The organism is Xylanimonas protaetiae, assembly GCF_004135385.1.
Taxonomy (GTDB): Bacteria; Actinomycetota; Actinomycetes; order Actinomycetales; family Cellulomonadaceae; genus Xylanimonas; species Xylanimonas protaetiae.
Map to the genome: position 1 here is coordinate 333,076 of NZ_CP035493.1, position 21,006 is coordinate 354,081.

The 21,006-nt window shown below is 75.9% G+C and carries 17 protein-coding genes and 1 pseudogene; 7 read left to right on the plus strand and 11 right to left on the minus strand.

The window, feature by feature from the left end; genetic code table 11:
- Positions 1-73: 73 nt before the first annotated feature.
- Positions 74-1,174 (plus strand): annotated as a pseudogene (gene manA, locus ET471_RS01500) (mannose-6-phosphate isomerase, class I); the annotation flags it as partial.
- Positions 1,175-1,343: 169 nt separating this feature from the next.
- On the opposite strand, the gene ET471_RS01505 reads toward manA, so the two are convergent.
- Positions 1,344-1,718, minus strand: a complete 375-nt coding sequence (locus ET471_RS01505; protein WP_129186285.1) for a DUF3499 domain-containing protein — start codon at positions 1,716-1,718, stop codon at positions 1,344-1,346.
- 114 nt (positions 1,719-1,832) lie between these two features.
- On the opposite strand from ET471_RS01505, the gene ET471_RS01510 reads away from it, so the two are divergent.
- Complete coding sequence (locus ET471_RS01510) at positions 1,833-2,384, plus strand: metallopeptidase family protein (RefSeq protein WP_342586061.1); 552 nt, start codon at positions 1,833-1,835, stop codon at positions 2,382-2,384.
- On the opposite strand, the gene ET471_RS01515 is transcribed toward ET471_RS01510, so the two are convergent.
- Positions 2,381-3,997, minus strand: a complete 1,617-nt coding sequence (locus ET471_RS01515; RefSeq protein WP_129186286.1) for a DUF5719 family protein — start codon at positions 3,995-3,997, stop codon at positions 2,381-2,383. The genes ET471_RS01510 and ET471_RS01515 overlap by 4 nt on opposite strands.
- A gap of 2 nt (positions 3,998-3,999) precedes the next feature.
- Positions 4,000-7,317: a glycosyltransferase gene (locus ET471_RS01520; RefSeq protein WP_165350356.1), complete on the minus strand. Its 3,318-nt coding sequence runs from the start codon at positions 7,315-7,317 to the stop codon at positions 4,000-4,002.
- Positions 7,318-7,398: 81 nt separating this feature from the next.
- On the opposite strand from ET471_RS01520, the gene ET471_RS01525 reads away from it, so the two are divergent.
- A complete protein-coding gene (locus ET471_RS01525; protein ID WP_129186288.1) occupies positions 7,399-9,003 on the plus strand; it encodes a glycosyltransferase family 39 protein in 1,605 nt (534 codons plus the stop codon).
- Here the strand turns inward: ET471_RS01525 and ET471_RS01530 are convergent.
- Positions 8,984-9,310 carry a WhiB family transcriptional regulator gene (locus tag ET471_RS01530; RefSeq protein ID WP_012879306.1) on the minus strand — a complete coding sequence of 109 codons (327 nt, stop codon included), beginning with the start codon at positions 9,308-9,310 and terminating at the stop codon, positions 8,984-8,986. The two genes, ET471_RS01525 and ET471_RS01530, sit on opposite strands and share 20 nt — an antisense overlap.
- A 144-nt stretch (positions 9,311-9,454) precedes the next feature.
- Between ET471_RS01530 and ET471_RS01535 the strand changes: the two genes are divergently transcribed.
- On the plus strand, positions 9,455-10,219 hold the full coding sequence (locus ET471_RS01535; RefSeq protein ID WP_242496370.1) for a TIGR03089 family protein: 765 nt from the start codon (positions 9,455-9,457) through the stop codon (positions 10,217-10,219).
- Between the two features lie 6 nt (positions 10,220-10,225).
- On the opposite strand, the gene ET471_RS01540 is transcribed toward ET471_RS01535, so the two are convergent.
- The 4 genes from ET471_RS01540 to ET471_RS01555 are packed head-to-tail and all read right to left on the minus strand — an operon-like array spanning position 10,226 to position 15,046.
- The gene (locus ET471_RS01540; RefSeq protein WP_242496371.1) at positions 10,226-11,158 is read right to left on the minus strand and encodes a lysylphosphatidylglycerol synthase domain-containing protein; all 933 of its coding nucleotides are present in this window, start codon (positions 11,156-11,158) and stop codon (positions 10,226-10,228) included.
- Entirely contained in the window at positions 11,155-12,357 is a 1,203-nt protein-coding gene (locus ET471_RS01545) for a glycosyltransferase (RefSeq protein WP_129186289.1), read from the minus strand. The genes ET471_RS01540 and ET471_RS01545 overlap by 4 nt, the downstream gene beginning before the upstream one ends.
- Positions 12,354-13,397, minus strand: a complete 1,044-nt coding sequence (locus tag ET471_RS01550) for a glycosyltransferase family 2 protein (protein ID WP_242496372.1) — start codon at positions 13,395-13,397, stop codon at positions 12,354-12,356. Before ET471_RS01550 ends, ET471_RS01545 begins: the two co-directional genes overlap by 4 nt.
- Complete coding sequence (locus tag ET471_RS01555) at positions 13,394-15,046, minus strand: DUF2142 domain-containing protein (protein WP_129186290.1); 1,653 nt, start codon at positions 15,044-15,046, stop codon at positions 13,394-13,396. The genes ET471_RS01550 and ET471_RS01555 overlap by 4 nt, the downstream gene beginning before the upstream one ends.
- A 178-nt stretch (positions 15,047-15,224) precedes the next feature.
- On the opposite strand from ET471_RS01555, the gene ET471_RS01560 reads away from it, so the two are divergent.
- Together ET471_RS01560 and rfbA are read left to right on the plus strand one after the other, a co-directional pair.
- Positions 15,225-16,232, plus strand: coding sequence for a glycosyltransferase family 2 protein (locus tag ET471_RS01560; protein ID WP_242496373.1), 1,008 nt, complete (start codon positions 15,225-15,227; stop codon positions 16,230-16,232).
- Positions 16,169-17,032, plus strand: a complete 864-nt coding sequence (gene rfbA / locus ET471_RS01565; RefSeq protein WP_129186291.1) for a glucose-1-phosphate thymidylyltransferase RfbA — start codon at positions 16,169-16,171, stop codon at positions 17,030-17,032. Before ET471_RS01560 ends, rfbA begins: the two co-directional genes overlap by 64 nt.
- A 66-nt stretch (positions 17,033-17,098) precedes the next feature.
- Here rfbA and rfbD read toward each other — a convergent pair whose 3' ends face one another.
- A complete protein-coding gene (gene rfbD, locus ET471_RS01570) occupies positions 17,099-17,989 on the minus strand; it encodes a dTDP-4-dehydrorhamnose reductase (RefSeq protein ID WP_129186292.1) in 891 nt (296 codons plus the stop codon).
- A 50-nt stretch (positions 17,990-18,039) separates the two neighbouring features.
- Here rfbD and ET471_RS01575 point away from each other — a divergent pair, with 50 nt between their 5' ends.
- The gene (locus tag ET471_RS01575; RefSeq protein WP_129186293.1) at positions 18,040-18,657 is read left to right on the plus strand and encodes a dTDP-4-dehydrorhamnose 3,5-epimerase family protein; all 618 of its coding nucleotides are present in this window, start codon (positions 18,040-18,042) and stop codon (positions 18,655-18,657) included.
- A gap of 26 nt (positions 18,658-18,683) precedes the next feature.
- On the opposite strand, the gene ET471_RS01580 is transcribed toward ET471_RS01575, so the two are convergent.
- Both ET471_RS01580 and ET471_RS01585 read right to left on the minus strand, forming a co-directional pair.
- Positions 18,684-19,808 carry a mannose-1-phosphate guanylyltransferase gene (locus ET471_RS01580; RefSeq protein WP_129186294.1) on the minus strand — a complete coding sequence of 375 codons (1,125 nt, stop codon included), beginning with the start codon at positions 19,806-19,808 and terminating at the stop codon, positions 18,684-18,686.
- Between the two features lie 37 nt (positions 19,809-19,845).
- The gene (locus tag ET471_RS01585; RefSeq protein WP_129186295.1) at positions 19,846-20,970 is read right to left on the minus strand and encodes a glycosyltransferase family 4 protein; all 1,125 of its coding nucleotides are present in this window, start codon (positions 20,968-20,970) and stop codon (positions 19,846-19,848) included.
- Between the last annotated feature and the right edge of the window lie 36 nt (positions 20,971-21,006).

A 21,006-nucleotide genomic window follows, 5' to 3' on the forward strand; every position in this document is an offset into this window, starting at 1 on the left:
GCTGCTCCTCCGGCCCGACCCGGCGTGGCGACGACGACCGGCTCGCGGGACGGTGTGGGAGCCTTGACCCGCCATGGCTACCACGACTCCGGGAACCGCAGCCGCGATCCTCCCGCTCGCGAACACCGTCCAGCACTACGACTGGGGGTCCCGCACCCGTCTCCACGAGCTGCTGGGCGACGCTCCGGACGGGCGGCCGGCGGCGGAGCTGTGGCTGGGCGCGCACCCGTCCGCGCCGTCGCGCGCCCGGACGCGAGACGGCGACGTCGCCCTGGACGCCCTGATCCGCGCCGACCCCGGCTACATGCTCGGCCGTCGCGTGTCCGACGAGTACGGGCCACGCCTGCCCTACCTGCTCAAGGTGCTCGCCGCGGACCGGGCCCTCTCGCTCCAGGTCCACCCCAAGCCCCACCTGGCTCGCGCCGGGTTCAACCGGGAGAACCGGCTCGGGATCGCCGCGGACTCGCCGACCCGCTCGTTCCACGACGACCAGCACAAGCCCGAGATGATCGTCGCGCTGTCGCCGTTCGACGCGCTCGCCGGGTTCCGCCCGGGCAGGGCCGCGCTCGCCGTCCTGGACGGCCTCGCCGGACCGCTCGTGGACAGCGTCCGTGCCGAGCTGACGCGCGACAGGTCCGCACGCGGGATCCGCGCGGCGTTCGGCCACCTCATCGCGGCCCGCGCCGACGCCGCGTGCCCTGACCTGATCGCGGAGACGCTCGCGTCGGTCCGTGCGCGCGTGGCCACCGGCTCGCCGTACGCGCAGGCCGACGCCACCGTGCTCCGCCTCGCCGACGAGCACCCGGACGACCCGGGAGCCATCGCGTCCCTGCTGCTCAACCGGGTCACGCTCGCACCGGGCGAGGCCCTGTTCCTCGCGGCGGGCGAGATCCACGCCTACCTGTCCGGCGTCGGCGTCGAGATCATGGCGAGCAGCGACAACGTGCTGCGCGCGGGCCTGACGAGCAAGCACGTCGACGTGCCCGCGCTCTTCGAGGCGGCGTCGTTCGACCCGCACCCGCCCCGCGTCCCGCAGACGGAGTCCGCCGGCTCGCGGGGCCAGGTCCACACCTTCCGCCCGCCCGTGCGCGAGTTCGCGCTCACACTCGTCGACGTCGACGCCGCCGAGGCTCTCGACGTCGCGGCGTCGGGGCCGCGGACCGTCCTGTGCCTCGACGGAGAGATCACCGTGGCGGCCGCGGCGGAGCGGGTCACGCTCGCGCGGGGGCGTCCGTGTTCGTCGCCCACGCGGCGGGGCCGCTCACGCTCTCGGGCGACGGCCAGGCCGTCGTGGCCTGGGTGCCGTAGGGCCCGGCCCTTCTGCGCAGGACCCTGCCGAGACCCTAGAGCCCCGGTGGCTCCTGCTGCTGCGCGCGCAGCACTCGCAGGTGCCCGCGGCGGGCGGTCTCGGAGACGGAGGCGGGCTCGGCCGGCGTCGTCGGGCGGGCGCGCCCTGCCTCGCGCACGGCCTCCGCGAGCGCGGACAGGTCGTCCGGCGTCGGGCGCGTGTCGGCGTACTCGGCGGAGAGCCGCACCACCTCCCAGCCGCGCGGCGCCGTGAGGCGCCCGGCATGGTCGGCGCACAGGTCGTAGCTGTGGGGCTCCGCGAGCTGTGCCAGCGGGCCGAGGACCGCGGTGGAGTCCGCGTACACGTAGGTGAGCGTCGCGACGGCCGCACGCGTGCAGGCCGTGCGCGAGCACTGCCGAACCGATCTCACGCCGTGACCCTACGCCCCGGCGGGCCCGGCCACGCGGCTCCACGCCGCGCGTGACCGCACCGTGACCGGCGCCGCTCGCCCGGCTGGCTGCAGGGGCACGGGTAGGCTCGCGGGGTGGGAATCTTCGGCTCGTCACGCGGCTCCGGGCCCGCGCCCCGGCCGCACGGGCACTCGCGCCGCCTGCGGACCGGGGCGGCGCCCGCCCCCGAGGTGGGCGATCCCGTCGCGACGACCGGCGCCGACCTCCCGCCGGCGCCGCCGCGTCGCCGCGACCGCCGGGGCCGCGGGCTGCGCGGTCCCCTGATGCCCGCCACCCTGCCGGCCCACCGCACGCGCGCCGACCAGTTCGACGACCTGGTGCTCGACGCCGTCGACGACCTCGAGCGCACCTGGGCGCGGCAGCTCGCCGGCACGGAGTTCGCGGTGGAGGACGTGCCGCCGTCGGACCCCGCGCCGTGGGAGGACGGCGGCGTGCCGCTGGGCCGCTGCTTCCCCGCGGAGTCGGGGCAGCCCGCCCGGGTGGTGGTGTACCGGCGCCCGGTCGAGCTGCGGGCCGAGGACGAGGACGACCTCGCCGACCTGGTGCACGACGTCGTCGTGGAGCAGGTGGCGCACCTGCTCGCGCGGACGCCGGAGGAGATCGACCCGGGCTTCGAGGGACGCTAGCGCCGCGCGTCCTGCGCGTCGACGGCCTGCACCCGCACGCGGTCGGCCGCCTCGGCGGTCGGCGTGGGCGCGACCGACGACACGAGCAGGTCCGACCCCGCGCTGAGCTCGAGCGCCCAGGCGACACGGCCCTCCGCGCTCCCGTCGACGTCGACCGACACGAGCGCGGGTGCGCTCTCCCCGACCCAGTCAGCGACCGCGGTGCGCTGCACCGTGCCGGGCGTCAGGTCCAGCCCGACCTCCGTGAGCACGGCCCCGTCGAGCCCGTAGACGCGCACGGTCGCGCGCACCGGGTCTCCGGTGGGGTCCGAGCCGTCGCGCGTCTCGGGGAGCGCGCCGACGGTCAGGATCGGCCGCGTGCCCGCCGGGACGGCGACCAGGCCGTGGTCGCCCGGACCGGGCAGCGGCTGGCCGGCGGCCCACGCGACGTCGAGCATCGTGCCCTGCACGACGTCGTCGGGCGAGGTCGCGGCGGCGCGCGAGTACCCGGCCGCGGCGACGACGTCGACGTCGGCGTCGACCACGACGACGTAGCCCCCGGCGGGCAGGCCGCCGAGCGGCACGTCGGTGACGACGCCCGGCTGGAGCTCGACGGACTCGGTGCCGCGCAGGCGTGTGATGCCGTCCTCCCCGTAGATGCTCACGCGCGCGGTGCCGGGCCCGCCCTCGGGTGCCAGCACCCGCAGCACGGGCGCGTCGGGGTCGTCGAGCGGCTGCCCGTCCGAGACGACGCCGGCGACGGTGACGCTGCGGGCGGGCGCGGCCCCGGGCGCGAGCAGGTCGACGCCGCGCGGCAGCAGGCCGGCGAGCGACTGCACCTGGAGGTTCGCGGCCACGCGGGCCCCCGTCGAGGCGACGTGGACGGCGATGCGGCGCTGGTCCGGCGCGGCCGCGCCGACGTTGACGCGGGTCGTCTCGCCCGGGCCGACGAGGAACGTCCCGCGGCTGCCGAGCGCGACCTTCCCCGCGGGCCCGAAGACGTCGAGCGTGACGGTCGCGCTGCGCTCGCTGGGGTTCTGCACGACGAGCACGGCCGTCGTGCCGACCTCGGTGCCCCCGCCCACGATCCACTGCGAGATGGCCGGCGGGACGCACGGGGCGCTCGCGAGGCCGCGCAGGTCGCCGGCGGTGGTCAGGGACGTCGTCGCGCCGGCCGCGCGGAGCGGCTCCCCGGCGCCCGGGACGGCCGCGACGACGGTCCCGGCGGTCGCCGGGGCCGTCCCCGCCGCGGCGGCCGCGCCGCGGGCGAGCGGTGCGGGGTCGCCGCCGGACGGCGACCAGGTCGCGTCGCCGCCCGTGCCGAGCACGCCCGCGACGACGGTCGACTGCGTCTCCACCGGCGTGGCCGTGAACTGCGAGTCGCCCACGTTCGCGCCCTCCGCGAGCGCCGCGGGCGGCGGGCAGACGAGCAGCGCGGGCGCCGGGGCGACCGCGACGTCGTGCACGGTGCTCACGGCGGGCGCGGTGCCGAGCGCACTCGCCCAGGGGCCGGCGAACAGCGTCGCGGCCGCCAGGGCACCTACGGCGACCACGCCCGTCGACGTCGCCCCGACGACGCGCAGCGCGCGTCCTGCCCGGCGTCGCACCGGCTTCTGGCTTGGCTTGCGGGCCATGGTCACCTCCCCCTCCGGCGCCCGACGGGCAGGGCCAGCAGCACGTACACGAGCAGGACTGCGCCGCCGATCCCCAGCCAGAGCGGCTGCCGCACCACGGCGTGCTCCACCTCGAGGTGGCCGCCGGCGGCAGGGACGGCGAAGGCCTGGAGCCCGTCGGCGTCGACGACGGGCAGGCGCCGCCCGTCGACCGTCGCGCGCCAGCCGCGGTCGGCCGCCGAGGCGAGGACGAGCGTGCGGTCCGGGGCGACCGCGTCCGCGGGCGGCACGTCGGTGTCGACCGTGCGTCCGTCGGACGGCACGGCCGCCAGGGTCGTGGGGCGGTGGTCGGCGGACGGCGGCCCGGCGGTGAGCCGCGCCCAGCCCGGCGCGGGCTCGCCCTCGACGGCGACGCGCCACAGCAGCGTCCCGTCGCCCTCGGTGACGCGCTCGAGCCCCGGCACCATGTCGAGCGTCGTCACGAGGTCGGGGTCGGCGTGGGCCTGCACCTGCACGGCGCCGACGCCGAGGTCCGCGAGCTGCGTGGAGAGCCCCGCCTCCTGCCCGACGCTGAGCGCCGCGACGAGCGAGTCGAGCCGGTCGGCGGCCGCCGGCGACGTCCGCACGACCGCCGACGAGTCGACGAGCGCGGACCCGTCGGCGCGCAGCAGCGTGTAGCCGACGACGCCGTCGCCCGTGTGCCCGAGCTCGAGCACGCGGGCGGCGCGAGGCTCGGCCTGCATCTGGCGCCCGACGGCGGGGACGACGGCCGCGGAGGTGGCGTGCAGGTCGCCGAGCTCCCGCCCGTGCGACTCCGCGAGCGTCCAGGAGAGGGCGCCGGCGCCGGGGAGCAGCACGAGCACCGCGACGGCGACGAGCCCCACGCCACGGCGCGCGCGCGTCCACCCCGTGCGCTCGGCGTCGGCGAGGGCCTCCCGCGCCACGGGCGCGCCGAGCAGCGCGGCACCGCCGAGCCCCAGGAGCACGAGGCTCGCACCGGCCCCCGGCCAGGCGCCCTGCGCCGCGGCGAGCATCCCGGCCACCATCCCGACGGCGGCGACGAGCCACGCGGTGCGCGCCCCGCCGACGACGCGGGGCCGGGCCAGCGCGGCGAGCGCGAGGAGCACGACGAGCGCGCCGAAGACCCAGGGCGCCGCGTCGGCGAGCCGCGCGAGCACGGGGTGCGCCCCGGCGTCGACGGCGAACCAGGCACCCGGGACCTGCGCGTGGCCGAGCAGCAGCTGCCAGCCCGCGGGCGCCTCGCCGGCGGGCACGGGGGCGCCCGGCTCGGCGAGCAGCAGCCGCCACCCGCCGGCGTCCCACGTGCGCAGCACGTGCAGCCAGAAGGGCGCGGCGACGACGACGGAGGGCACGAGCGCGAGCGGCAGGTTCCGCCGGTCGCGGGGCGCGGCGAGCATGCCGAGCACCACGACGACGGCGACGGCCGGCAGGAGCACGGGCGCGCCGGCCACGGCGACGGCGAGCAGGAGGCCGGCCGCGGCGGCCGCTCCGAGCGACCCGCGGCGCACGCGGTCCGAGCGCCACACCTGCCGGGCGCGAGCCTCGGGGTCGGGGTTGGCGGACTCGGGCACCTCGACCTCGTCGCGGGCCTGCGCGCCCACCGAGCGCACGAGGGCGAGCGCGGCCCAGGGCAGCGCGAGGTGGGCCAGCAGGGCGCCGTACCGCCCGGTCTGGACGGCGGCGAGGAACGCGGGCGACCCGGCCCAGGCGAGCGCGCCGACCGTACGCGCCCACGTGGAGCGGGTCACGGACCCGGTCGCGAACCAGGCGCCGAGCGCGGCCAGGGGCAGCGCGGCGACGAACAGCACGTTGACCGCCGTCTGGAGCGAGCCGCCGGCCAGCCATGCGAGCACCGTCAGCGGCACGAGCACCGGGTCGGCGGGGGCACGCTCGCCCAGCCCGCTGGCCACCCAGCCCGACGTCGCCGCCGACCACACGTCGCCCGCCGAGCCGTGCGCGGGCAGCAGGGCCCCGCCGACGATGCGCCCGCCCTGGGCCAGCACGCCCTGCCAGGCCCCGAAGATCGCCACGGCGAGCGCGGCCGTGGCCAGCAGCGTCACGAGCAGCCCCGTCCGCCTCCGCAGCGCGAGCCTGCGCAGCTCGACGCGCTCCAGCTCGGTGGGCGCCCACCGGGTCCGGTTGGCCTCGTTGCGCGCGAGCCGCACGTCGCGCCGCTCGGTGTACACCTGCCGCCAGCTCGCCAGCAGCGGGTGCAGGGTTCGTCGTGGGAGCCGGGCCGTGCGGGCGGCGGCGCGCCGCGCGGTAAGCAGCGGCCCGGGCCGCAGCAGGTTCCACAGCGCGGCGACGATCTCGTCGCGCGCCTCGCCGGGGTGCTTGAGCGCGAGCCGGTACATCGCGGCGAGCGGCGCCCACAGCACCATCCCGAGCATCGCGAGCGGCAGCAGGGGCGCGGGGACGTGCGCGAGCCGGTGGTGGACCTGGCTGCGGCGTCGGGCCAGGTAGGACGCGCTCTCGTCGGGCGCCCGGCCCGGCTCGCCCCGCAGCCCGAGCAGCGACGCCTGCGCGTGGTGCACCACGGCCTCGGGGACGACGACGACGCGGTGCCCCGCGCGGCGCGCCCGCCGGCACAGGTCGAGCCCGTCGCCGAACGCCCCGTACTCGGGGTCCGTGCCGCCGAGCTCCTGCCACACCTCGGTGCGCACGAGCGCGCCCGCGAGCCCGACGGCGAGCACGTCCTCGCGCGCGTCGTGCTGGCCCTGGTCGATCTCCGTGTCGTCGATGCCCGTCATGCGGCGGCCGAGCGGGGACACCGTGTGCCCCACCTCGACGAGCATCTGCCCGCCCGACCCCGGCTCGAGCGGTGCGCCGTCGTCGGCCAGCGGCCAACGGCGCTGCTTGCACCCGGCGATCGCCACGGCCCGGGTGTGCTCGACGGCGCGCAGCAGCGCGGCGAGCGCCCCGGGGTCGGGGGCGGAGTCGTCGTGCAGGAGCCAGATCCAGCCGTGCGGGGTCGCGGCGCCCGCGGCGAGCGCGAGGTCGACGGCGTCGCCGAACGTGCGCGCGCCGGCGGCGGGCACGAACCGGGCGGCGTCGAGGCGCAGGCCGAGCGTCGTCCCCGTGGACCGCGGCGCGTCGACGTCGACCACGACGACGTCGTCGACCGCGCGGTCCTGGGCGCGCACGGCCGCCAGGGTGGTGGGCAGGAACGGGCTGCGCCCGCGAGTGACCACGACAGCCGTCACGGTCACGACCTGGGGGATCACGCCCGTCAGGGCGTGCACCACGTCGAGAGCGGCGTCGCCGGGGGTGGAACCCTCCCCGGGGAGGCCGCGGAGCTGGGTGAGGTCGGTGGCAGTCATCGCCCCTCGATGATCGGTCGGGCTGTGCCGAATCCTGGGCATTTGACGGCCCCGGCGGGTCGGCCACGTAGCGTGGCCGTCGTGCGCCGCGCCCTCGCCGCTGTCCCCGTGCTCGTGTGGCTCGCCGTCGCGCTGTTCCTGACGACGAGCCTCGCCCAGACCCTCGTCCTGCCGAACGGGCGCTCTCCGGACGAGCGCCAGCACGTCGACCTGGTGGTCAAGGCCGCCACGGGCCAGGCGTGGCCGTGGCCCGACCCGGGCACCGCCACCATCGCGACGGGCTCGGGCGCGTCGCAGTTCCTGCCGTCCAACCGCCTCGACGGCCCGCAGCACCTGCCGCTCGTCGACGTCCCGGCGCGTGGGGAGCGCGCGTCGTACCTGGACGCCGGGGGCGCCGAGCCCTGGGCGTCCGTGCGCGCCGACGGCGTCACGCGCGCGGTGCGCAACCAGCTCGTGCAGCACCCGCCGCTGTACTACCTGGCCGGCGGCGCGCTGCTGAACCTGTGGCCCGACTGGCAGCACGCCCCCTTCGACCAGGTGTGGCTCACGCTGCGCTGGGCCAACGCCCTGCTGCTGGCCCCGCTCCCCCTGCTGGTGTGGGCCGTGGCGCGCCGCCTCCGGCTCCCGGCACCCCTGCCCGTCGCCGCGGCGCTCGTGCCCTTCGCCGTGCCGGAGCTCACGCGCCTGGCGGCGTCGGTCAACAACGACAACCTGCTCGTGCTGCTCTTCGCCGTCGTCACGGTGCTGCTCGCGCGCGTCGTCACGGGCGACGCCTCGCGCCGCACGGGCGTGCTGCTGGGCGTCCTGACGACGGCGGCGCTGCTCACCAAGGGCTTCGCCCTGCTGCTGCCCGCGTGGATCGCCCTCGCGTACGCGGTGCTGTGGTGGCGCAGCCGGACCCGCGCGCCCGTGGTGGCGCTGGGCCTCGCTGCCGCGTGCGCCGTGCCGGGCGCGCTGTGGTGGGTGCGCAACCTGGTGCTCTTCGGCCGCGTGCAGCCCGCCGGGAACCGCGTCCACCAGGTCTCGCCCGAGCCCCTGTACTCGTGGTCCGACGGCGGCTGGCACTGGCTGGGGCGGCTGCTCGACCGGTTCGTCACGACGTTCGCCGTGCAGGACGGGTCCGCGCGCCTCGCCCGCGACGCCTCGTGGTGGGGAGCCCACGTGCTCCTCGTGCTCGTGCTCGCGGGGCTGGCGCTGACCCTGGCCCGGGGCGCGCTGCGCCGCGCCGACGTGGCGGTGCTCGTGCTCCCGACGGTCGCGCTCGGGGGGATCGTGGCCGCCGGGTCGTGGGAGACGTTCACGACGGTGCACACGATGGCGGCCATGCAGGGCCGCTACCTGTACGGCGGCCTCGCGGGCATGGCCGTGGCCGCGCTGGCCGCGGCCGGGGCGCTCGCCCCGCGCCGTCGCCGGTTCGTCTCCCTCGGGGTGCTCGGCGTCGCCCTGGTGGTGCACGCGGCGTACCAGGTGGACGTCTGGCAGCTCTACTGGACGGCCCCGGGGAGGTCGCTCGCCGACGCCGCCCGGGCCGCGTCGCACCTCTACCCGTTCGGGACGGGCGTCCAGGCGATCGTGCTGACGGCGGCCGCGGCAGCGCTGGTCACGTGCGTCGTCGCCACGGTGCGGGCGGCGTCGGCCGCCGCACCCGACGACGTCGAGATCAGGGTCAGACGGCGCGGCGCTTGAGCTTGCGGCGCTCGCGCTCCGACAGGCCGCCCCAGATGCCGAAGCGCTCGTCGTTCGCGAGCGCGTACTCGAGGCACTCGGCGCGCACCTCGCACCCGCTGCAGACCTTCTTGGCCTCGCGGGTCGAGCCGCCCTTCTCGGGGAAGAACGCCTCAGGGTCGGTCTGCGCGCACAGCGCGCGGTCCTGCCATCCGAGCAGCGTCTCGTCCTCGAGAGGCGTGCCGAACAGCGGGAGGACCGGGGCGACACGCTCCGGCGCACGCAGGGCGTCGGACGGGAAGTCGTCCTCGTCGAGCAAGTTCCACATGGCGGGCCCTCCAGGTGCTTTTACGGAAACCGCATACGTGGAATTACACGCGTGTCTTTCGGACACGTCAAGCCGGAATGTGCTAGCGAGGCGCCGAATCGCGCTCCTTCCGACGCCATTCACCCAGCCTTATACCCTGGGCCCGTGAACACCGCACCTGGAGCGCCCGCGACCGTTGCCCAGCTGATGAATGTGCTGCTCAGGGAGCCGGGACGGCCCCGGATCACGTGGTACGGCGACGACGGAGAACGCGTCGAGCTCTCGGGCGCGGTGCTCGTGAATTGGGTCAGCAAGACGACGAACCTGCTGGTGGAGGAGTTCGACGCCGCGCCCGGTTGTCGCACGTTGATCGATCTGCCCCTGCACTGGCGGACGGCCGTCTGGTCGCTGGGCGCGCTGCGCGCGGGCGCGACGGTGGTGCTGCCCGCGGACGACGGCTCCGCGCCCGACGGCCGGGGCGTCGACGTCGTCGTGACGACGCGTCCCCAGGAGCACTCCGGCGACGTCGTCGCGGTGGCGCTGCCCGCGCTCGCGCGACGCTTCGACGGCGACCTGCCGCCCGGCGCCGTCGACGCGGCCGGCGCCGTGATGACGTACGCCGACCAGATCCTGTGGACGTCCGAGACCGACCCGTCCGAGCCCGCGCTCGTGGCGCCGGCCGCGACGGCCCCGGTGCAGGGCGTGCTGCACGGCGACCTGCTGGCGTGGGCGGAGCGCACGTCGCCCGAGGCGGGCGCGCGGCTGCTGCTCGACGGGCGCCGGCCCGTGCTCGACGCGCTCGCGACGATGATCGGCACGTGGGCCGCGGGCGGGTCGGTGGTGCTCACGTCGGCCGCGACGGCGGCCGCCCTCGAGGCCGACGGGGAGCGCCGGGAGCGCCTGGTGGCTCAGGAGGGTGTGACGGCCTGAGGGGCGCTACCGCCCGCGCGCCGGCCGGACCAGCACGCCCACGGCCGCGAAGAGCAGGTCCACGAGCGTCAGGAGCACGCGGGCGAGCAGCACGACGAGCAGCACCGCGGCGTGCGGCAGCGACGCCGCGAGCAGCGTGAGCAGCACGGCCTCGCGCACGCCCGCGCCCGCGGGCACGAGCACGACGACGAACCCGGCCACCCAGGCGATCGCGTACGCGCCGACGAGCAGCACGAGCGTCCGCGGTGCGGCCTCGAGCCCCAGGCCCGTGGCGAGCAGCCACACGGCGAGCCCGGCGAGCGCCCAGCTCAGCACCGACCACGCCACGGCGACGCCCAGGCCGGACCACGTCAGCGGACGCTCCAGGGGCGGGCGGCGCAGCAGGCGGAAGCCGAGCCCGACGAGCCTGCTCAGCACGGGCGGGAGGAGCAGCACCAGCAGCAGGGGCGCCGCCCACGCGAGCCACACCCAGTCGCCCAGGGCGTCCGCGCCCGCGACGGGCAGGCACACCGCCGCGACCACGACGCCCGAGACGGTCCCGAGCAGGACGGCCAGGGCCATCCCCGCGAGCGAGCGCGCGCGGGGCACCTTGTGGTCGGCCCCGATCTCGGCGGCAGCCACCACGTTCCACACGCCGCCCGGCACGTATTTGCCGATCTGGCTGATGCCGAACACGGAGACCGCGGGCCGCAGCGGGAGCGGCGAGCCCAGGTCGGCGAGCACGGCCCGCCAGGACAGGAAGGTGGCCGCCACGTACGCGACGGCCACCGCGGCGGCCGCAACCAGGTTCGTGGCCGGCATCCGGTGCGCGGCCGCGGCGAGCTCGTCCCACGCCCCGACGACGGCGACGACGGCGAGGGCGACGGCCCCGAGCAGGAACGCCCACCGCACGAACGGGGAGCGGACGACGGCGAGGACCCGGTGCACGAGGGCGGTCACGCGGCGCCGCCTCGCTGCCCCCGGGGTCGTCGCCGCGCCGCGGACAGGGGCTCCTCGGACAGGCGCCCGTCGGACGGGTGCTCCTCGGACAGCCGCGCGAGCAGCGGCTCGACGACCGCCTCCGGGCGCACGGCGTCGCGGCCCGCCCGGGCCCGCGTCGCGGCGGCCGCGTACCGCGCGGGGTCGGTGAGCTCGGCGAGCTGGGCCGCGAGCGCCGCCGGGTCGGCCGGCGGGACGAGCTCCAGGTGGTCGCCGAGCAGCCCGCGCTGCGGCGCGGTGTCGGACGTGACGACGACCCGGCCCGCGGCGAGCCCCTGGAACACCTTGTTGGGCACGACGCGCAGCCCCTTGGGCGTGTCCGAGAAGATGCCGAGGCACACGTGGTGGCCCGCGACGACCGCGGGCAGGGCGTCGGGCTCGACCCAGTCGTGCCACGTGACCCGCACGGAGGCGTCGCGCGGCACCGCGGCGTCGACCGCGGCGCGCGTCGCCGTGAGGTCCTGCCCCGTCCCGATCATGGAGACCTCGAGCGGCGTCCCCGCGGCGGCCGCGAGCGCGAGCGCCCGCGCGATGACGGGCGCGCCCTGGAGCGGCGTGTACAGCCCGAAGAACACGACCCGCAGCGGCCCGCCCGGCGCGGGCGAACCCGCAGCGGCGTCGGACTCGCCCGCGGCGAACCACGCGTCGGGCGCCCCGACGGGCACGACGACGCCCTTGCCCGGGTCGCGCAGCATCGCGCGGTGCTCGGCCGTGTCCGTGACGACGACGTCGGCGGCCCGGGTGGCGGCCCGGTCCAGCAGGCGCAGCAGCCGGACGCGCAGGCCGCGCGCGCCGCGGTCGGTGGCGGTGTCGCCGGCGAAGACGAGGTGGTCGAGCACCAGGAGCGTGCGCGGGTACAGCACGCGCGCGAGCAGCACGTCGAAGTGCCCCAGGTAGCCGACGACGACGGCGCGCGGCGCCCCGCGGCGGGCGCGCAGGGCGAGCGCGTCGCGGACGAGCGCCGCCCAGCAGGCCAGCAGGCGCAGGGCGAGCAGCGGCAGCCGCCAGGGCTCGCGCAGCATCCGCACGCGCTCGGCGGTGGTGAAGCCGAGCGGCCGGTCGAGCTCGACGACGTCGTGCCCGTGCGCGCGCAGCCCGGCGACGAGGACGCCGACCCGCGGGTGGCGGGCGGCGTCGTACGTGCCGAAGGCGACGATCACCGGCGGCTGGCCGGGGTGGAGGCTGCGTCGTCCGCCGCGGCGGCGGGCGCACCAGAGGCCGCAGCGGGCGCCGCCGCGGCGCGGCTCACGGCGGGCTGCGCCGGCCCGTACTGGAGCTCTTTGGTCCGTTCGAGGATCTCCTCGGAGATGGTCCGGTTGGTGCGCAGCAGGTCCGCGATCACCATGAGCGCGAAGCACAGCAGCGAGCCGACGAGCATCGTCGTGCCGAAGATGACGGACTGCACGTGCCCGTCGCCGCGGCCGTCGGCCCACAGGAACAGGAACCGCACCAGCGGGATGACGGCCGCGACGCCGAACACGACGCCGAGCGTGACGAACACGCCGTACGGCTTGTACATGACGTAGCTGCGCACGATGGCCTTGCCGGACTGGCCCATGTGCTGCCAGATGTTCCGGAACAGGCGCGACGGGCGCGTCTTGGCGTTGGTGGTCACGGGCACCGACGCGATGGGCAGGTGCTTGTTGCCCGCCTGGATGATGGTCTCCATCGTGTAGCTGAACTGCGTCAGCACGGCCAGCCGCATGAGCGCCGCGCGCGAGTAGGCGCGGAACCCGGAGGCGGCGTCGGGCAGCGACGTGCCCGCGGCGGCCGACACCACGCGCGACCCGACGCGCTGCATGAGCTTCTTGAACGGGGAGAAGTGCTCGATGGTCGCCGTCTGGCGGTCGCCGATGGCGATCTCGGCCTCGCCGCGCAGGATGGGCGCGACGAGGTCCGGGATCATCTCCTGCGGGTACTGGTTGTCGCCGTCGGTGTTGACGACGATGTCGGCGCCGTGCGCCAGCGCGTAGTCGACGCCGTCGCGGAACGAGCGGGCCAGGCCCAGGTTCCGCGTGTGCCGCACGACGTGCTGCACGCCCAGCGCGCGGGCGATCTCGACGGTGCGGTCGGTGGACCCGTCGTCGATGACGACGACGTGCACCTCGTCGATGCCGGGGATCTCACGCGGGATCGACGCGAGGACGAGGGGCAGGGTGGCCTCCTCGTTCAGGCAGGGGATCTGGACGAACAGCTTCATGCGGGCCCCTCGGGGAGGACGGGTTCGAGCTCAGGACGACGGCGGCGCAGGGCGGCGTGGGCGACGACGCCGAGGGCGGCGAGCCCTGCCGCGGCGGCCGCGCCCACCACGACGACGAGCGCCGTCGGGCCGACGGGGCTCCACCCCGCCCAGCGGGCGGCGGCGTCGGCGAGCGACTCCCCCGCCCCGCGGTAGAACGCGCCGAACGCCCACACCAGGCCGACGACGCCGGCCGCGAGCGCCAGCGCGGTCGCCACGGGCAGCACGACGCGGGCACGCCGCTCGCGCCTCCCGACGGCCTGCCACAGGCCGACGGCGACGAGCGCCGCGAGCGCGGCGATGGCGCCGTACACGTACCGCCCGTGCAGGGCGACGAGCCGTTGCGTCTGCGACCAGCCCTGCCACGCGTTGAAGATGACGCCCGCCGTCAGGGCCGTGGGCAGGAGCGCCAGCACGAACGCCCCCCGGCGCGCCCCGCGGCGGACGAGCGCGACGAGCCCGATCACCGCCAGGAGCACGGACGCCACCTGGACGAGCCGCCAGGGCATCCACACCTCGAGCCAGGACAGGTGCCCCCAGAAGGACTGGGCGACGCGGCGCAGCGAGACCGGGAACCACTGGTCGGCGGGCACGGGCGTGAGGCCGCTGACGTCGCGCGGCCGACCCACGGGCTGGACGGCGCCCGTGGTCAGGACGTTGCGCACCCACCACCAGCCGCCCGCGGCGACGGCGAGGACGCCCGCCGTGGCCAGGCGGGCGAGGCGCGGCCACCACGTCGTCGGCCACCATGTCGTGCGGACGCGTGTCGAGCGGATGCCGGGACGCCCCCAGGGGGCGAGCGCGTACGCGGCGATGACGCCCGGCACGGCGAACGCGGGCATGACCTTGGCGAGCAGCCCGACGCCCAGCACCAGCCCGAGCGCCACGGTGGTGCGCCAGCGGGTGTCTCCCGTGACGACGCGCACGCTCAGCCAGGTGACGACACCGCAGGCCAGCACGACGAGCGCGTCGTTGTTGGCGGAGCCGAGGATGTTGCCGATCTCGGGCACGAAGAGCGGGAAGGGCGCCGCCACGAGGGCGGCCGGCCAGGACCCCGTCAGGCGTCGGGCGGCCGCGACGGCGAACGGCATCGTGCCCACGAGCAGCGCCACGTCCAGGAGGCGCAGCGCGAGCAGCGCCTGGTCCCAGCGGGCGTCCACGAGCCCGGTGGCGTGCAGCACCGCGGCACCCAGCGCGTACCAGGCGGGCGGGTGCTGGGACATCTGGTCCACGACGGCACCGGGGCCGGGCGGCAGCGCCGGCAGGGCGTTGCTCGCGTCGATGCGCGTGCGTTCGGCCCGCACCGACGGCTGGAGGTCGACGAACTGCGGCACGCCGGGGCGGGGCGTGCGGCGGCCGGGCAGGTCGCCCGGCCAGCCCGCCTCGCGCTCGGCGGCCTCGATCACCGGGGCGACGAACGCCTCGCCGGGGGCCGGCCACCCACCGCCGTAGGCGAGCCGCAGCACGGAGTTGAGGTGCGTCTGCTCGTCCGGCGAGCGGAACGCGGGCGTCAGCAGCGCCCAGACCGTCCCCCAGGCGGCCACGAGCACCAGCAGCGCCGCCAGGGCACGGTGCCAGACGGCGTCGGGGTGCGCCCCGCCTGTGCTCATCGCGTCCTGCCCGTCGTGTCTCGCCTGCCGCGTCCCGCCTGGTACCGACACCCTCAGTGTGCCGTCGGCGCCTAGTGTGACAGCGCCGTCGTCTCCCGGGGCTCGCCGCTCGCTGGATGACCGGCTGCGACTCATCGCGGCGCCCGGCCCCAGGGAGCCCCGCTAGGCTCCTGTCCCGATGTCCGACCTGCCCGCTCACCCGCCCGTCGTCCGCGTCGTCTGCGTCGTCTACAACCCCGGCGACGACCTCCGCGTCTTCGCGTCGACCCTGGCCACGGCCACGCGCCACCCCGTCGAGCTGGTGATCGTCGACAACGGCGGACCGACCGACGTCGTCTCCGCCCTCGCCCGCGAGGGTGCTGTCGTGCTGCGCCACCCCGACGGCAACGTCGGCTACGGCCGCGCGGCGAACCTCGGCGCGGCCGGCTCCACCGCCGACTGGCTCGTCGTCGCGAACCCCGACGTCGAGTGGGAGCCCGGCTCGCTCGACGAGCTGCTCGCCACGGGCGAGGCCGACCCCGGCGCCGGAAGCCTCGGGCCGCGCATCCTGAACACGGACGGCTCCACCTACCCGTCGGCGCGTGCGCTGCCCTCGCTCACGGTGGGTGCCGGGCACGCGCTCCTGCACACCGTGTGGCCGGGCAACCCGTGGACCCGCGAGTACAAGCAGGCCGAGGAGGCCGTGGCCGCGACGTCGCCGCGCGCGTGCGGCTGGCTCTCCGGGGCGTGCCTCGTGGTGCGCCCCGCAGCGTGGGCGCAGGTGGGCGGGTTCGACGAGCGGTACTTCATGTTCTTCGAGGACGTCGACCTCGGCGACCGGCTCGGCAAGGCCGGATGGCACAACGTCTACGTGCCCGCCGCGCGCGTGACGCACGTGCAGGGCGTCTCGTGGAAGTCGTCGCCGGCACCGATGATCCGGGCGCACCACGCGAGCGCGAAGCAGTACCTGTTCGACCGGTGGGGGCGTGGTGGCAGGCGCCGGTGCGGCTCGCGGTCGGGCTGGGGCTGTGGGCGCGGGAGCGGGTGGAGGTCGCGTTGTCGGAGCGCGAGCGGCGACGTCCCCCTCAGGCCCCTGAGACGACCGCTACTGTCCTGCCGCGCCGTCGGGCACAATGAGGCACCATGCGCGGAATCATCCTTGCCGGCGGCTCCGGCACCCGGCTGCACCCGATCACCATGGGCGTGAGCAAGCAGCTCGTGCCGGTCTATGACAAGCCGATGATCTACTACCCGCTGTCGACGCTCATCGCGGCCGGCATCCGGGACATCCTGATCATCACGACGCCCCACGACGCCGAGCAGTTCCGTCGGCTCCTCGGCGACGGCTCGCAGTTCGGCGTGAACCTCGAGTTCACCGTCCAGGCGGAGCCGAACGGCCTGGCGCAGGCGTTCGTGCTGGGCGCCGACTTCGTCGGGACGGACACCGCCTCGCTGGTGCTGGGCGACAACATCTTCTACGGCCACGGCCTGGGCACGCAGCTCACCCGGTTCGAGAACATCGACGGCGGCGCCGTCTTCGCGTACCACGTGTCCGACCCGACGGCGTACGGCGTCGTCGAGTTCGACGACGACTTCAAGGCGGTCTCGCTGGAGGAGAAGCCCGCCCAGCCGAAGTCGAACTACGCCGTCCCCGGCCTCTACTTCTACGACAACGACGTCATCGAGATCGCCAAGAACCTCCAGCCCTCGGCACGCGGCGAGTACGAGATCACCGACGTCAACCGCCACTACCTCGAGGCTGGCAAGCTCCAGGTCGAGGTGCTGCCCCGCGGCACCGCCTGGCTGGACACGGGCACGTTCGACTCGCTGCTCGAGGCGTCGGACTTCGTCCGTACCGTCGAGCACCGCCAGGGCCTCAAGATCGGCTCGCCGGAGGAGGTCGCCTGGCGTCGCGGGTTCCTCTCGGACGACGAGCTGCGCGAGCGTGCGGAGAAGCTCGTCAAGTCGGGCTACGGCACCTACCTGCTGGGCCTGCTCGACCACTGAGCACAGACGACAAAGGGGGGCGTGGCCACGGCCACGCCCCCCTTTCGTCTGTCGCCGGCGCCGGTGTCAGCCGTCCAGGCCGAGCACGCTCGACGCTGCCGCGGCCCAGCGCTCGGACCAGTCGCCGATCGGCTCGACACCGACGGCACGCAGCGCGTCGTGCCCGAGCACCGAGTACGACGGGCGCGGCGCCTTCGCCGCGAACGCGGCAGAGCTGACCGGGTCGACGCGGGCCGAGAGACCCGCGGCCGCCATGACCGCCTGGGCGAACCCGTTCCAGGTCACCGCACCCTGCGCAGTGCCGTGGTATGTGCCGGACGGCGCGTCCGCGGCGGCGAGCCGCACGATCAGGTCGGCGAGGTCGACGGTCCACGTCGGCTGGCCCTGCTGGTCGTCGACGACCGTGAGGACGTCACGCTCGCCGCCCAGGCGGGCCATCGTCTTGGGGAAGTTCGGCCCGCCCGCGCCGTACAGCCACGCGGTACGCACGATGTAGTGCGCCGGGTTGTTGGCCCGCACGGCCCACTCCCCCGCGGCCTTCGTGCGCCCGTACGCACCCTGCGGCGCCATCGGGGCGTCCTCGGCGTAGGGCGTGGTCGCGTGGCCCTCGAACACGTAGTCGGTCGAGATCTGCACGATGCGCGCGCCAGCCAGCGCGGCAGCCTGCGCCAGGTTCTGCGGCCCCACGGCGTTGACGGCGAAGGCCGCGGCTTCCTGGTCCTCCGCGGCGTCGACAGCCGTCCACGCCGCGCAGTTCACGACGACGTCGTAGCCCTGGACGGCCGCGACCGTCGCGGCGAAGTCGGTGATGTCGACGTGGTCGCGGTCGACGGCGTCGACGTGCGCACCGGCGGCACGGGCGGCGGCGACCATGTCCTGGCCGAGCATGCCGTGCGCGCCGACGACGAGCCAGCGGCCGGACAGAAGGACGGTCTGAGGGGTCGCAGAATCAGTCACGCGTAGGATCCTAGGGCCTGCGACCCCTACCCCGAACGAGGAGCCATCCCGTGCAGATCCGCGAGCTTCGCATCCCCGGTGCCTTCGAGATCACCCCGAAGCAGTTCGGAGACCCCCGCGGCGTCTTCCTCGAGTGGTTCAAGGCGCCGGCGTTCGAGGAGGCCGTCGGGCACAAGCTCGACCTCGCCCAGGCCAACCTCTCCGTGTCCAGCGCGGGCGTGGTGCGCGGCATCCACTTCGCCGACGTCCCCCCGGGCCAGGCCAAGTACGTGACCTGCCCGAAGGGCGCGGTCCTCGACGTCGTCGTCGACATCCGCGTCGGCTCGCCGACGTTCGGGCAGTGGGACTCGGTGCTGCTCGACGACGTCGACCGCCGCGCGATCTACCTGGGCGAGGGTCTCGGCCACGCCTTCATGGCGCTCGAGGACGGCTCGACCGTCATGTACCTGTGCTCGACCGGCTACAACCCGACGGGCGAGCACGGCATCAACCCGCTCGACGAGACGATCGGCCTCGAGTGGCCGACGACCGACCGTGCCGGCAACCCGATCACGCCGTTGCTCTCGGAGAAGGACACCGCCGCGCCGTCGCTCGCCGACGCGGCCGAGCAGGGCCTGCTGCCCGACTACGAGCGGGTGCTCGCGTACGTCGCGTCGCTGAAGGCCTGACGACGGCCTGACGCACGCACCGCGGGTCAGAGCAGCTCGACGAACCCAGCCTGCCGGACCTCGTCGACGACGGTCTTGACCTGCTGTGCCCGCGACCGCGTCGTCACGAGGAGCGCGTCCGGGGTGTCGACGACGACGAGGTCGTCGACACCCAGCAGCGTTATCACCCGCCCCGACGCCGGCACCACTACGGTGCCGCCTGCCTCGATGCGCACGACCTCGCTACCGTCACCGACCACCTTGTTGCCCGTGTCGTCGACGCTGGGCAGCAGCGCGGCGAGCGAGTTGAAGTCGCCGATGTCGTCCCAGCCGAACGTGCCCGGGATGACGGCTACGCCGCCCTCTGCGGCGACCGGCTCGGCGATGGCGTGGTCGATGGCGATCTTCTCGAGACCGGGCCACACGCGGTTGACCACCTCGGTCCGCGTGTCGGAGTCCCACGCGGCGGCGATCTCGACGAGGCCCGCGTGCAGCGCCGGGCGGAGTGTCGCGAGGTGACCGAGGAGCACCGAGGTACGCACCACGAACATCCCCGCGTTCCAGCGGTAGTCGCCTGACGCGACATAGTCGCGTGCGGTGACCGCGTCGGGTTTCTCGGTGAAGCCGAGGGCGTGCAGACCGGTCGGGGCTCCGGCGATGCCGAGCGACGCGCCCGACCGGACGTAGCCGAAGGCCACCGAGGGGCGCGAGGCCGCGATGCCGATCGTGACGACGTAGCCCTCGCGGGCTGCCGCGACTGCCTCACGGACGGCGTTCTCGAAGGCCGCGGTCCCGCTGATCACGTGGTCGGCCGCGAACGAGCCGACGACCACGTCCCCGTGCCGCTGCTGGAGCACGGCGGCAGCAAGCCCGATGGCGGCCATGGAGTCGCGCGGCAGCGGCTCGGCGAGGACGTCGGCGTCGGACAGTTGCGGGAGCTGGGCCCGGCACGCCGCCACGTGCTTCTCGCCCGTGACGAGCACGCTGCCGCGGGCCAGCGGGGCGAGACGCGCGAGCGTCGCCTGGATGAGGGTCTGCCCCGAGCCGGTGAGGTCGTGGAGGAACTTGGGCGCACCCTGCCGGGACAGCGGCCACAGACGAGTGCCCGCCCCGCCCGCGGGGATGATCGCGTAGAAGTCGTCGATCGTGCCGGTGTCCAGGGCGTCGGTCATGGTCCGAGCATAGGAGACGGCGACCGCACGCCGTCGCTCACCGGGCGGTGAGGGCCGCCTCGTACGCCTCGACGTGGGTCTGCGCCGCGGCCGCCCACGTGAACTCTCCGGCCCGCGTCGCGGCCGCCGCCGCAAGCGCTGCGCGCCGGGAGGCGTCGTCGAGCAGTGCCCGCAGCTCCCTGCCGATCGACGCGTCGTCCGTCCCGCAGTAGGCGACGGCGTCGCCGCCCACCTCCGGCAGGGACAGCTCGCGCGTCGTCAGCACCGTAGCGCCGCACGCCATGGCCTCGAGCACCGGCAGGCCGAAGCCCTCGCCGAGGCTCGGGTAGGCGAGCACCTGGGCGCCTGCGAGGAAGCCGGGGAGGTCGTCCAGCGGGAGGTAGCCGGGGCGGCGCACCGTCAGGCGGTCGGGTACCCGCGCGACGGCGTCGTCGATGGCCTCGTCCCACCCCTTGCCGCCGGCAAGGACGAGGGCGGGCGGCGAGTCGAGGCCCTCGCACGCACGCACCCAGCCACGGACGAGGGCGGGCACGTTCTTGCGCGGCTCGAGCGTGCCGAGGAACCCGACGTACGCGGCGTCGCCGATGTCGAGCGTCGCGCGCACGCGTGCGGCGCCGGCGTCCGGCACGGCGTGGAACCGCTCGTGGTCGACGCCGTGGTAGGCGACGTGGAACTTCGCGGCGTCCGCACCGACCAGGCGGACGACCTCGTCGCGCGTGGCCTTGCTGGGCGTCACGAGGGCCGCCGCGCGCCGTGACGCGACGCGGATCGCGTTCCGGAAGAACACCGCCTTGGACCGCAGGTGCAGCTCTGGCGTGGTGAAGAACGTCGCGTCGTGCAGCGTGACGACCACGGGTACTCCCGCGGCGAGCGGCATCGTGTAGTGCGGGCTGTGCACGACGTCTGGCCGGACCTTGCGCACCAGCGCGGGCAGGCCGGTCTGCTCCCAGGCCATGCGGCGCGCCCGGCTCTCGAGCGCCACCGGCACGGTGACAACGTCGGCGTGCGGCGCCAGACGCCCGAACAGCTCGCCGTCACGGGCCTGGGCGACGATCGTGAGCCGCACCCCGGCGCGGTCCAGCTCGGGGACCAGCTCGTCGACGTACCGGCCGACGCCGCCCCGGTCGGCGGGGACGGCGGTGGCGTCGAGCAGGACGTGCACGGGGGATCTCCGGGTCCGTCGGGGGTGGTCGGGCGA